Source organism: Paenibacillus sp. FSL H3-0333, assembly GCF_038002805.1.
Classification (GTDB): domain Bacteria; phylum Bacillota; class Bacilli; order Paenibacillales; family Paenibacillaceae; genus Paenibacillus_AQ; species Paenibacillus_AQ silagei.
Map to the genome: position 1 here is coordinate 7,464,659 of NZ_JBBODG010000001.1, position 13,231 is coordinate 7,477,889.

General features: G+C 52.1%; 6 protein-coding genes. 1 reads left to right on the forward strand and 5 read right to left on the reverse strand.

Annotated features, from left to right (window positions below; translation table 11 throughout):
• Window positions 1-306: 306 nt before the first annotated feature.
• Both MHH78_RS32535 and MHH78_RS32540 read right to left on the reverse strand, forming a co-directional pair.
• The gene (locus tag MHH78_RS32535) at window positions 307-7,428 is read right to left on the reverse strand and encodes an S-layer homology domain-containing protein (RefSeq protein ID WP_341170136.1); all 7,122 of its coding nucleotides are present in this window, start codon (window positions 7,426-7,428) and stop codon (window positions 307-309) included.
• A 299-nt stretch (window positions 7,429-7,727) separates the two neighbouring features.
• Window positions 7,728-8,462, reverse strand: a complete 735-nt coding sequence (locus MHH78_RS32540; protein WP_341170137.1) for a hypothetical protein — start codon at window positions 8,460-8,462, stop codon at window positions 7,728-7,730.
• A 152-nt stretch (window positions 8,463-8,614) separates the two neighbouring features.
• Here MHH78_RS32540 and MHH78_RS32545 point away from each other — a divergent pair, with 152 nt between their 5' ends.
• A complete protein-coding gene (locus MHH78_RS32545; RefSeq protein ID WP_341170138.1) occupies window positions 8,615-9,217 on the forward strand; it encodes a DUF4304 domain-containing protein in 603 nt (200 codons plus the stop codon).
• A 577-nt stretch (window positions 9,218-9,794) separates the two neighbouring features.
• Here the strand turns inward: MHH78_RS32545 and MHH78_RS32550 are convergent.
• From MHH78_RS32550 to MHH78_RS32560, 3 genes are all read right to left on the reverse strand, one after another.
• Window positions 9,795-10,964, reverse strand: coding sequence for a DUF4317 domain-containing protein (locus MHH78_RS32550; protein ID WP_341170139.1), 1,170 nt, complete (start codon window positions 10,962-10,964; stop codon window positions 9,795-9,797).
• A 110-nt stretch (window positions 10,965-11,074) separates the two neighbouring features.
• Window positions 11,075-12,604 (reverse strand): hypothetical protein, encoded by a 1,530-nt coding sequence (locus MHH78_RS32555; RefSeq protein WP_341170140.1) that lies wholly within the window; start codon window positions 12,602-12,604, stop codon window positions 11,075-11,077.
• Complete coding sequence (locus MHH78_RS32560; protein WP_341170141.1) at window positions 12,597-13,166, reverse strand: RNA polymerase sigma factor; 570 nt, start codon at window positions 13,164-13,166, stop codon at window positions 12,597-12,599. Before MHH78_RS32560 ends, MHH78_RS32555 begins: the two co-directional genes overlap by 8 nt.
• Window positions 13,167-13,231: the final 65 nt, after the last annotated feature.

Sequence of the window (13,231 nt, forward strand, 5' to 3'; positions counted from 1 at the left end):
GCTTTCCTCCTTGTCGAATGAACATTTCCATAATATTGATAACGCTTCCGTAAAACTCTGAACATGCTGCACACACTCTGCACATGTCCGGCATTAGCAAGCATTAGTTTTCCATACTGGTTTATCGACATTTTCCGCGCTAAAGTTAACTAATTCGACAAATTATTATAATTAATTTTGATATTTATGTATCTTTATTACTTGCATCTCTCATGACGTGGCTCCTTCCGTTCTTAAGCAGGACGCTTAGCAGAAAAAGCGGATTCAGCATGAGCTGAATCCGCTTTTTTCACTTTCCATCTCCATTTAGTCAATCAAATCTGACTTCTGCAGCAACCGCTGCATGAGAACCGCCACTTCTGCACGTGTGACATTAGCCTTGGCTTCCAGCTTGTTACCGCCGCGGCCGCTAATCAGGCCGGCCTTGGCTGCTAGTGCCAAACTATCTTTTGCCCAGCTGCCTGCAAGTCCTGCATCGGTAAAGGCTGCAAATACACCTGCTGTATCCACTGTGCCGGTCCGGTCTGCTAGACCGGTCAGCTTCATCGCCTTAGCGATGATCGTCATCGCCTGTTCGCGTGTAAGCTTGGCATCCGGACGGAAATTTCCGTCTTCGAAGCCGTTGATCAGACCATACTCCGAAGCCGTTTGTACCGCCCCTGTATACCAGGCATTCACTGGCACATCTGCAAAAGAAGTTGCTCCTTCTCCGAGCCTCAGTCCCAGACCGCGCACAATAATTGCTGCGAACTCTGCCCGGGTGATATCCGCATTCGGGTTAAACGTCGTTTCGTTCACCCCATTAATGACTAACCGCGAGCCCATATCATTTACTGCAGCCTTCGCCCAATGCTTCTCCACATCTGCGAAGGTCAACGGATGCCAGACTACGGAATACGAGCTATTCGTTAGACTGTTTATCTCAGCATAATATTTACCATTCTTCCGGATGATTTGGGTTGGTACATGACGCACCGTTCCATCCGGCTCTACAACGATACCTGTTGTAATCCGGTTCGGGTCAATGGCTCCAGGAATCTCCACCGTACGTTTCACATAAGCGTCAAACCGGTTGATTTCCACTGTGGCATTACCGTAGGTCCCAGTGACTGTGAAGTCTAGAGAAGGTGCAACCAGGTCAAAGCCGCCTTTGCTTGCTGCTACGGCTATTACTTGATTCATTGTTGCAGAGGACTCGCCGATCGTAATCTTCAGCTTGATATCCTCGAGCTTCACACCGGTGCCAAATTGCCGGGCCAACGCCCCAATGTTAATTTCTGCTGCTGGTAAAGTATAGGAAGCCTTGCTGGTCTGGAGTACAAGCGTTGCCGCCACATTCTCCATATTCTTGATCATCTGACCGTTCAACTCGCCAACGAAAATATTGGAATCCAGCATTACCGGAATCGTAACCACTGCCCCAATGCCTTCCGCATCCAGCTTGGCCTGAAGCTTGAGTGGATCTACGGTAATGATCGTAGTTTTTGTATTGCCGGAAGTAGTTGTCGTCGCTGTGCCGGCATTCTCCTCCTTGCCGTTCACAAGGACGATCACTTCGGTAACCGTACTGGCCGGATTCCCGGAAGGGGTTCCGCTGTTCGGGTTACTTCCGGAGCTTGGGTTATTGCCGCTGCCCGGGCTGACCGGATCGGGAGTCGGCGTTACCGGAGTAGTCACTGCAACTACTGCAATGACGCTGCCGTATTTTACCACCATATCTTCAGCATCTACCTCAGCAATGCCAATTGTATCCCCATCGGCTGCCGGAATCAGCCCTTCACTGCCTACAAGCGTGTATCCGGTCAGAAGGTCTCCCACATTCGGCACGATGATGCTGCCAGAACCAAAGTTCTTATACAGCAGCTTATGTCCTTCAGCCGGTGCAGGGGTAACCTTGATTTGTGTATAGCCGTTACTCTCTGCACCACCCGGATCACTGGCACTCACAGCCAAGTTCCCGGCCGGGATCAAGACATTCGTTGTAAAAGTCAGCGCAGTTGCCGGTCCCGCCGGAACCGATCCGCTCGCCGCCACCCGTACCTTTACGGCATGCTCGCCGCTGAGGTCCGGCAGGTTCGTTCCGTCATAACGTACGAAGGGTCCGTCATCCACGGAGAATTCCATGCTGGTGTTCAGGCCCACAATCGTATTGTTCAGATCATCCGCCACCACTTCCGGAGCCGCCGGGATCACGGCATCCGAGTCATGAACGGTCACCTGAGCAATAGCAGAAGCAAAGTCCGTTGACGTAGCTTTCACCCGCACATAATACGTGCCTGGTGCAAGACCGGTAATCGTAGTGTCTGTAACTTCTGTCCAAGCCCCTGTGTTCCCCATCTGGTATTCCATCTGGACGGTCAAATTCTGCAGTGTTCCGTCATTGGCTCCGTTATAGGTCACATCCGTGACACTCACACCCACCGGAGCGGCCTGGCGCGCGGGAACACTTAATATTTGCGCATCACTATCGGTGGTGGTCACCCCGTCGCCCGTCTTCACGATATTCAGCACGCTTCCCAGCCAACTGCTGTCTATAACCAGCGCCCCGTCTGCTGTCGTCGTTATCGCCGAGCCGTTCACGGTGTATAAAGCGTTCGGTATCAGTCCCGTTAGTAGCTCAGCGGCATAATCAATGATACCAATAGGCGTCACTTCCGCCGTTGCCGCGAATGACGTTACCGTCAATGGCACCGAAGCTGAGGTGAAGGCAGTTGCTGTCGCCTTCGTGCGAACATAATAAGTATCCGGTTCAAGTGACGTTACGCTTGTACCCGCAACATTCACCCAAGCGCCTGCGGCCCCCCGCTTGTATTCCATCCCCGAATCCACATTCACCAACGCGCCATCTTTCGCATTAATCGCGGTTTCATCGGTCGCCGTTACACCTGTAGGCGCTGCCGGGCGGGACGGGACATTCAGCGTCTGCGCCACGCTGTCTGTAGTCGCTGAACCGTCTCCCTTTTTCACGATGCTTAATGGTGTTCCCAGCCAGCTGCTAACTATAGCCAGCTTGCCGCTGCTGTCTGCCGTTACAGGCTGACTGTTCACGGTATACGCACCGCCTGGCGTCAGGCCAGTCAGTTGCTCGGCAGTATAGTCAATGACAGCTGCCGGGGTAATCTCTGCCGTTGGCACATACGCATTCACCGTCACACTATGCGCTTCTGACACAAATGCAGTTACTGTCGCCTTCGTGCGAACATAATAAGTATCCGGTTCAAGTGACGTTACGCTTGTACCCGCAACATTCACCCAAGCGCCTGCGGCCCCCCGCTTGTATTCCATCCCCGAATCCACATTCACCAACGCGCCATCTTTCGCATTAATCGCGGTTTCATCCGTTGCCGCTACACCCGCAGGCGCTGCCGGGCGGGAAGGAACATTCAGCATCTGCGCCACGCTGTCTGTAGTCGCCGAACCGTCTCCCTTTTTCACGATGCTTAATGGTGTTCCCAGCCAGCTGCTAACTATAGCCAGCTTGCCGTTAATGTCTGCCGTTACAGGCTGACTGTTCACGGTATACGCACCGCCTGGCGTCAGGCCAGTCAGTTGCTCGGCAGTATAATCAATGACAGCTGCCGGGGTTGCTTCCGGCGTTGCCGTGAATGCATTCACCGTCACACTATGCGCTTCTGACACAAATGCAGTTACTGTCGCCTTCGTGCGGACATAATAGGTATCCGGTTCAAGTGACGTTACGCTTGTACCCGCAACATTCACCCAAGCGCCTGCGGCCCCCCGCTTGTATTCCATCCCCGAATCCACATTCACCAACGCGCCATCTTTCGCATTAATCGCGGTTTCATCCGTTGCCGCTACACCCGCAGGCGCTGCCGGGCGGGACGGGACATTCAGCGTCTGCGCCACGCTGTCTGTAGTCGCTGATCCGTCTCCCTTTTTCACGATGCTTAATGGTGTTCCCAGCCAGCTGCTAGCTATAGCCAGCTTGCCGTTAATGTCTGCCGTTACAGGCTGACCGTTCACGGTATACGCACCGCCTGGTGTCAGGCCAGTCAGTTGCTCGGCTGCATAGTCAATGACAGCTGCCGGGGTTGCTTCCGGCGTTGCCGTGAATGCATTCACCGTCACACTATGCGCTTCTGACACAAATGCAGTCACTGTCGCCTTCGTGCGAACATAATAGGTATCCGGTTCAAGGGTTGTTACGCTTGTACCCGCAACATTCACCCAAGCGCCTGCTGTGCCGCGCTTGTATTCCATCGCAGTAGTCACATTCGTCAGTGTTCCATCCTTCGCATCAATAGCGGTTTCATCCGTTGAGGCTACACCCGCAGGCGCTGCCGGACGGGAAGGAACATTCAGCATCTGCGCCACGCTGTCTGTAGTCGCCGAACCGTCTCCTTTTTTCACGATGCTTAATGGTGTTCCCAGCCAGCTGTTAGCTATAGCCAGATTGCCGCTGCTGTCTGCCGTTACAGGCTGACCGTTCACGGTATACGCACCGCCTGGCGTCAGGCCGGTCAGTCGCTCGGCTGCGTAGTCAATGACAGCTGCCGGGGTAATCTCTGCCGTTGGCACATACGCATTCACCGTCACACTATGCGCTTCTGACACAAATGCAGTTGCTGTCGCCTTCGTGCGAACATAATAAGTATCCGGTTCAAGTGACGTTACGCTTGTACCCGCAACATTCACCCAAGCGCCTGCTGTGCCGCGCTTGTATTCCATCGCAGTAGTCACATTCGTCAGTGTTCCATCCTTCGCATCAATAGCGGTTTCATCCGTTGAGGCTACACCCGTAGGCGCTACCGGACGGGAAGGAACATTCAGCGTCTGCGCCACGCTGTCTGTAGTCGCCGAACCGTCTCCCTTTTTCACGATGCTTAAGGGTGTTCCCAGCCAACTGCTAGCTATAGCCAGCTTGCCGCTGCTGTCTGCCGTTACAGGCTGACTGTTCACGGTATACGCACCGCCTGGCGTCAGGCCGGTCAGTTGCTCGGCAGTATAGTCAATGACAGCTGCCGGGGTAATCTCTGCCGTTGGCACATACGCATTCACCGTCACACTATGCGCTTCTGACACAAATGCAGTTACTGTCGCCTTCGTGCGGACATAATAGGTATCCGGTTCAACTGACGTTACGCTTGTACCCGCAACATTCACCCAAGCGCCTGCTGTGCCGCGCTTGTATTCCATCGCAGTAGTCACATTCGTCAGTGTTCCATCCTTCGCATCAATAGCGGTTTCATCCGTTGAGGCTACACCCGCAGGCGCTACCGGACGGAAAGGAACATTCAGCGTCTGCGCCACGCTGTCTGTAGTCGCCGAACCGTCTCCCTTTTTCACGATGCTTAATGGTGTTCCCAGCCAACTGCTAGCTATAGCCAGCTTGCCGTTAATGTCTGCCGTTACAGGCTGACCGTTCACGGTATACGCACCGCCTGGCGTCAGGCCAGTCAGTTGCTCGGCAGTATAATCAATGACAGCTGCCGGGGTTGCTTCCGGCGTTGCCCCCACTCCACTGTCCAGTACAATTCTTGTATTGTCGTTACCTACAATATAGAATTTATCATTCTGGAACCTAACCTGGTTTAATCCGCTTCCGCTGACTCCCAGCGCCTGCTCGTCATATTGGGTCCAGGTAACCAGATCTTTAGAAGAATAAGCCACATGGGATTCCCGATCGTTGTACACCATACCTGCAGCAACATAATAACCGTTACCATAATCTATGGATCGCAGCTCCGTCCAGGCTGAGTCTGCATCAATCCCATGTTCCGTCCAGACAGAGCTGCTGCTTAACACACCGCTTGTCTCCAGCAGCTGCGGAGTTCCATCATTGCCATTCGTAGCCATAACGGCATATTTTCCATTTGCATAAGTGATATCATAGAAAGTGAAGTAGCTGGAGGGCTCGTAATTCTTCAATGAGTCAAGTGAGCTCCAGCTTGTTCCATTCGTAGAGGCCCAGATTCCTCCATCACCAAAAGCCACATAACCCCCGTTCACAGCCTTCACATGATTGAATGAAGCTCCGCTTAAGGTTGCTACAACAGCCCATGAGACTCCATCAGCAGATTGTAGAACATTATTGGCAGTCACAGCAACAAAACCGTTAGTGCCATAAGCTAATCCTTTTACAAGACCGGCAGCTCCGGCTGGAAGATCTGTAACCGTCCAATTCTCTCCATCTCCAGAGACACCCAGCTTCTTCCCCGCTGCAACGAAAACATTGTTTCCATAGGCAATTTCAGCGAATCCCAGATTAGGCGGCAGGTGGTTAGACACACTCAACTGATTCCAGCCGCTTGAAGAGGACATGAATATATTATCCTGAACCTCCGTACCAAAGTCTGACAGAACGTTTCCAGCTACCACCCACTTGCTTCCATTATACGTGCTTCCTTGCAGGTTCCCGCTGAACCTGACCCAGCGGGTCTGATCTGGCGTCACGACAAGACTATGTGCTGACTTCGTTATCAGAACCATTCCTGTGCCGTTTGAAGCGGCCGATATAATGGTATGATTCGTTACGGGCTCCGCCGCTGTCCACGCCCCTCCACTATTGGCCGAAGTATACATTTTACCTTCCCTGCCATATCGGTAGAGTAATGATCCCGTCTGCACAACGCCAAGCATATTATCATAAGAAGAGTCTGCGGCAAAGGTCATTCCATTGCTGCTTACATAACCGTTCTCCCAGTTTTTCGATACATAGAGCTTACCGTTATACACAGCTAATGCATCCAGTCCAAACGTTCCGCCCAAGAATGCAGACGTCCAGCTTGACCCGTCATCCGAGTGAGCATAAGAGGCGAATACATTGCCCGTAATCACATATTTTCCATTGAAATTAATAATGTCTGTTAGAAAAAAAGGACTGCTGGTGGTCGATTGGGCTGGCCAGAGCGCAGGAACCGTACTCCACTGGCTCCAATTCTGTCCGTCTGCAGAAGAATAGATAACCCCCAGGTCTTGCGCCCGATTAGTGGCACTCCACCTTCCGCCGACAGCATAAAATGTCCCGTTAATGTAACGCACCTTTTGCAGGATGTCAGCATTTACAGATGAGGATTTATCACTCCAGGTTCCGCCTCCGTCCGTAGAGACAATGACCTTAGCCTTTGCAGTGGAGTTTGAATAATCTACACCTACCGCTACATAAGTACTTGAAGTAAATGCAATACTCCTCCAAGAAATCTTGGCATTAGATGACGGGGTGCTAATCTTGCTCCAGCTCATCCCATCTGCCGATTGTACAATTCTCCCGCCCTCTCCTACTGCGGTATAAGTTCCGCCCGCATAGATTACACTGTTCAGATTCGTATCCAGGTTCTCTGCCACCGCCGATGCAACAGTCAAAGTATCCGCCGAAGCCTGTGCTCCGGCAATGCTCATATTCGGGAATATCAGCAATAATATAAGAATGAAAATCGAGCTTTTTTTCCATAACAACGGTCTTTTCATACACATGTCCCCTTATGTCCATTAAATGTGCCGTCCAATTTATCCGTTAGTCAGCCCTCAACCCGTTAGTAAAAGTGCCCTCCTATGAGCAGAATGTAATTCTCCACATTGGATTCGACAAAAATCGCCATAAACCTTCAAAAATACTATACTAAAATTTAAAATACATCATTATATTTTTTAGCTGGATTTGGAAGGCGCTCTTGCAAAAGAACTCCAGCTTCGCAACATGATGCGTTACCATAAGCGCAAAAAAAGCCCGCTCTGTCGATTGAACAGAACGGGCTGATAAATCTCCTCTACATTTCTTCCACATACCGCTTGGCTTCTCCAAGGGGAAGATCGGTATGCTGGCGGACCAGCTTGATGGCCAAAATGAGCTGTCCATCCTTTTTTAACTGCCGGACATGCTCCTGGACCTCTTCGGGAACGACCTTCAGTGTAGTGCCTGCTGCCTCCCGGCGCTTCAATTCAGCCGCTACCCGCTGCTCCATCTCCGGCGTCAACGCCTCGTCTACCGTCGCGGCAGGCACCGGCCAGCGTTCTGGCTTATTCCCCCGGATTGCTGCAAGCAAAGTACCTACAATCGAATAGAGCACCAGATACTGAGCGCACCGGTACAGGTATAACCATACTGTACTTAGCGTAACCATCTCCCCGCCTGGCTTCAGAATGGAGAGGTTATCCGAAATGACGTACTGGCCTGGCGCATAATTATTGATATCCTGGTCCAGCTGCAACTGACCTATAGGTGAGACAATCCATTCCAGCGGCTTGTTGGTTACGGGGTTCCCTGCTGTATCGATCATCATGCCCAAGAACGAGAATATGGCGACAGCAAAAACTAGATAATTAGACCAATTCAACCTTTTGACTAACACCACCATACTGAACACAACCAGCAAAGTCAGACTTCTTATGTAATCGTTATGTAGGAATAATTGAAAAACTACCGGCAGCCCCCACCCGAACAGCAGCACCATAACAGCCGCAAACCCAAAGAAAAACAATAAAACCTTAACATTCTTCATCACTACCTTCATTCCTCCTCTCCTGCCTCCTATCCTATATTTACCCAGAATGAAGTCATTTGAGGCGATCCTGTTTATAGTACAATTATAGCTGTCAGCCGACATGTTATAAATGCAGTCTATAATTAACCCAGGTGAAGGAGGATTTACTTACTATGAATGAATTGTTAGATATGAAGGAATTGTTCAAGCAGATCATCAAGCAGGACGTCAAACCTTTGTTCTCCGCACAGGGCTATCGTACAAAAGATCTGAATTTCTACAAAACAGAAGGCCAACTCAGCTATAAAATCAATATCCAGAAATTCAAGTACAATACACACAAGCAACTCAGCTTCTATGTGAATTACAATCTTCATTCCGAAGAGCTTGCGCAATATAGGCCTGCTTCGTCTCTGGGCTTGCCTCACTTCTATGCCCGGATCAACCAAATCGTCCCCGCCGCCCCGGAACGCTACTTCCTGACGCCGGAGGTAGATGTGGACAGGTTCACGGCAGACCTGCTGCTCCACTTGGATCAGGGTCTCCAATTCATGTACACCCTAACCGATGCCAGGGCCATTATTGAATACTATATGCCGCGGATAGCACTGCATTTAAGTGAGGAGACCTTCGGGTACCTGCTGGATACAGGGGATACAGAGACTGCGGAGCAATACCTGCAGCAGCTCCAAGCGAAATACGGCGCCGAGAAGCGCTGGGCGATTTGGGAGAAGAAGTTTGTGGCGGTCTGGGAGAAATACGGAAGCTCTTCCTAGCGCAACACATTGTGTTCGGTTTTTCGATTACATTCTCGCCTTCGCGTCGCACACGGTCCAATTGTGGTCGCTTTTCCGACTACATTTCGCCTACCCGGCGCACCCGGTCCAAATGTGGTCGCTTTTCCGACTACATTTCGCCTACCCAGCGCACACGGTCCAATTGTGGTCGCTTTTCCGACTACATTTCGCCTACCCGGCGCACACGGTCCAATTGTGATCGGTTTTTCGATTACATTTCGCCTGCCCAGCGCACACGGTCCAATTGTGATCGGTTTTTCGATTACATTTCGCCTGCCCAGCGCACACGGTCCAATTGTGGTCGCTTTTCCGACTACATTTCGCCTACCCAGCGCACCCGGTCCAATTGTGGTTGGTTTTCTGTGAAAATACGTTTGGTACAACCTGCGATAAACTCCCGCTACTCATTTTCATGCTGGCGTTGTGCCTTGAAAGGCAGGTTTGTTTTCGCATACATTCGGCGCGTGCGCGCTCGTACCGGCCCTACACAAAAAGGGCTTCCCGCTCTCGTAAGGAGACATCGGGATAGCCCTTTTACAATATACATGTGTACAGGTTAGGATAAGTTCTCTGTCAGCAGCGTAAAGCCTTCGATCACCGCATCTTCATCAATCTCAATCATGATGCAGCGCTTGCCCTGATAATTCACCTGCCGCACATATCTCAGGTCCTGCGGGCTGATCGTGATGGATGCAACCTTCGTATCGATCTTGATCGACTTGGAGGTGAACTTAGGGATGACACTGCTGGCCTTCAGCTCATAGTGCTTATTGTTCACGATGGTCTCGAATGCGCGTTCCACCTTCTCCGCCGTCACATCCTCCACACCGCTGGCCTTCAGCACACGCTCCACATCGCGGTAATCAAGTCTCGGCGGTTCTTCCTCCTCCGCGTTGTCCTCAATGACCTGGTGAATCTCTTCGTACACCTGAGCAATGGTCGCCACATCGATCTGCTCGCCCGCCACTTCCTTCACGATATCCTCAAAAATAGACCGTTCCTCCAGAGCCGTCACCGACCGCTCCGCATTCAGCACCTGCTCGATGAACTGCGGGTTCGGATTATTCGCGCTTCCCGTGCAGTACAGCACCCGGTTGATATCCGAATAGTTGTCGGTCACACTCGGGTAGAAGAAGCCCTGCTCCGGCGTGCTGAGCTTGATGATGGGATCCACCATGATATTGTATTTGAACTCCCGCTCCACATAATCGAACAAAAGCGTCTTACGCTGCTGCTCCGTGGAATTCACGCTGCACAAAATGAACGGATGCGCGAATACCTCGTCCTTCCCGGTCTCCTCGGCCTCATCATTACGCGCCTTGGTCGGCCGGAAGTATTGTCCCCGCACGAAGGTGATGACCGCATCCTTCTCATACTTGGCATCCACCAGCATTTTGTCCACCAGCATGAGCATCAGGTCCTGCCACTCCTCCGGGTCACCGGTTATCAGCCCCTGGTGCAGCATCACTTGCGACGGCTCCTCTGCTTCCTCCAGGAACTTCAGCTCGAACAGCTTCTGGTCCAGCTCGCCCGTCAGCAGCTTCCGGAAGTTACTCATATACAGCTCCTGCTTCTCGCGTTCCAGCATGGCGAACGGCTGGCGTTCGAAGTGGTAGATTTCATTCGTTTCTTTCATAATATAGACATTCAGAATATCGTACAGATTCAGCTGATCATGGTCCATCTTGAACTGCTTGCGTATATGTGCGGCTTCTTTCTTGATCATGGTATGTGACACAGCTCCTAAGTAATCAATTGGTCTAATCAGTATATACGATTGTAAAAACCTTCGCCAGACACCCCCGAAGCCGGAGCGCTGCCTGGCGGATGATTCAATTATCGCACACGGAGTTCAACCTGCTGATTCACCTGGACCTGCTCGCGCTGTGTCACGGCATTAATTATTTCCACTTCATACTGCTTCTGCTCAGGGGCCGCAATCCAGACCTCATATTCCCCGCGTCCTTCCTGAGCCTGTAGAATGTTCTGCGCGAAGCCCGCCTGATCCCTGTTGCCCGCATAGAACTTGTCATACAGCTCCTGGGACTGAAGCACCTTAGCCATATAGCCTGGGATATTGAAGTCAATGCTCATGCGGTTCTGCGCATCCTGCTTAAGCTTCAGCTTCAGGAACCCGTCTTCATAACGGCTCTCGGTCAGGAGCATCTGCTTGCCGCTGAACAGGATCAATTTGGGCAACATTTCGTCCATGGCCAGAGAGAAGGAGCCTACCTCTGAGAGCTGGACATGCCCGATCTTCAGGTTCAACTGATCGGCTTGCTTACTGAAATACGGCGAAGAAGCAAACTCCAGCCGGATCGTATCGGAGCCGCTGTTGCTGCGTCCTGGCATAGAGTTCAGGCTAGTGTAACCTTTGAACTGGTAGGTGCCGCCTGCGTTATCCGTCAATTCGATGGACGGGTTGCTCCAATCGATATCCAGCAGGCTCTGGTTCTTATTGTTCAGGTGGAGGATAATGTAGGTGCTGAGCGGCGTAATTTTGACCTCCTGCACCTCAATCGCCCGCTGCTCGGAGTGAACAGTAACCGGTATGGACGCCTGCTGCGGGATGATCCGGTCCTGCTTCCACTGGCTTTTGTCAAAAGGTACATCCATGCTATGCTTCAGCGGAATCGCGCTTCCCGCCTGAGGCTCATAGAAGGTAAAGCTTAGCTTGGACGGGTTCCCCGCCAGGAAATCGGCCACCTGCTGCGGCGACAGCTGCTGCTCGGTCGGCAGAACCAGAATCGGCTCGCCGGTCTGCTCGTCATGGATAAGCTTCATTACCCCGCCTGCTCCAGCACTCGGGAAGTCCTTGCTCGTTACGTGATAACCCGCGTTGCTATAGTCGATCCCTGGTGTTCCGTCCGGCCAGGTAGTTACGCTTCTGCTAATTTTGTCCGACTGGACAAAGACCTTGTATACCAGCCTGTCACTGGTCAGGTACACATCGCTTAGACTCACCTTGGTATCTCCGAAGCTCAGCACGACCGGCTGGAAAGGCCGGTATTCATGATTGCCCGCATTCTGCACACCGTCACCGGTACGCAGCATAGCCAGCCAGTCGGAGGCCACCGAGAAGCCGGGAATGTATTGCACCAGGCTGGCGAAGGCCGGCGATACCTGGGCAGAGAATAGCAGCATGGCAGCGGCCGCTGTACCGCAGGCAGCACCAATCAGCCGCCGCTTCGTGCGGGAGCGGAACGGACGGCTAGGGGCAGCAGGCTCCGCAGCAGCCGCGTGCATCGCAATATTTTTCGCAAAATCATGCAGACTCTGCGGCGCAGCATGAATGCTCAGCATACCCCCCATTTCCTTAACTTGCTGTTGCGGTTCGCCCTGTATCCCGTTCTTGAACTTAGACATCGAAAATCACCTTCTTCGGATTAATGGATTCATTCAGATTCATCAGCTTCAAGCGCGCATTATGCAATCTGGACTTCACGGTCCCGGTCTTAATGCCCAGCACGTCTGCGATCTCCTCTACGGACATCTCCTGATAGTAATACAACACAATCACTGAGCGGTGGCGCATATCCAGCGACATGACCTGGGCCAGCAGCCGGGCTTGCTCTTCTTGCTTCAAAACAGCCTCCATAGGCTGCTCCTGTTCATCCGCCGGCTCCTCATGATCCCCCAGCGCTTCTGTCTGTCTGAACTGCCTGGAGCGTGTTCTCGCCAGATCCAACGCCCGCATCGCGACCAGCCGGTTGAACCAGCTTCGGAAGCTGCGGATTTCTTTGCCGCTAATAATGGCTCTATAGGCTTCCAGCATCGCATTCTGGACTGCATCCTCGGCATAGTGCGGGGAGTTCAGAATCGCTCTGGCCGTGCTGTAAGCCCGGTCCAGATAAGGCTTCACCAGCTGGTAGAATGCATCCTGTTCCCCGTCCCGGCACTGCTGCAGCCATAACTGCTCCTGTTCCATCCGCTTCACCTCCTTTTGACTTGTTATACTCTATAGGCGATAGCCGGGCTGATCCGGTTCATTCC

Excerpts from the sequence above, each read along its gene's own strand:
- MHH78_RS32555 (WP_341170140.1), bottom strand. The coding sequence starts at position 12,604 with ATGTCTAAGTTCAAGAACGGGATACAGGGCGAACCGCAACAGCAAGTT.
- MHH78_RS32535 (WP_341170136.1), bottom strand. The coding sequence starts at position 7,428 with ATGAAAAGACCGTTGTTATGGAAAAAAAGCTCGATTTTCATTCTTATA.
- MHH78_RS32560 (WP_341170141.1), bottom strand. The coding sequence starts at position 13,166 with ATGGAACAGGAGCAGTTATGGCTGCAGCAGTGCCGGGACGGGGAACAG.
- MHH78_RS32550 (WP_341170139.1), bottom strand. The coding sequence starts at position 10,964 with ATGATCAAGAAAGAAGCCGCACATATACGCAAGCAGTTCAAGATGGAC.
- MHH78_RS32545 (WP_341170138.1), top strand. The coding sequence starts at position 8,615 with ATGAATGAATTGTTAGATATGAAGGAATTGTTCAAGCAGATCATCAAG.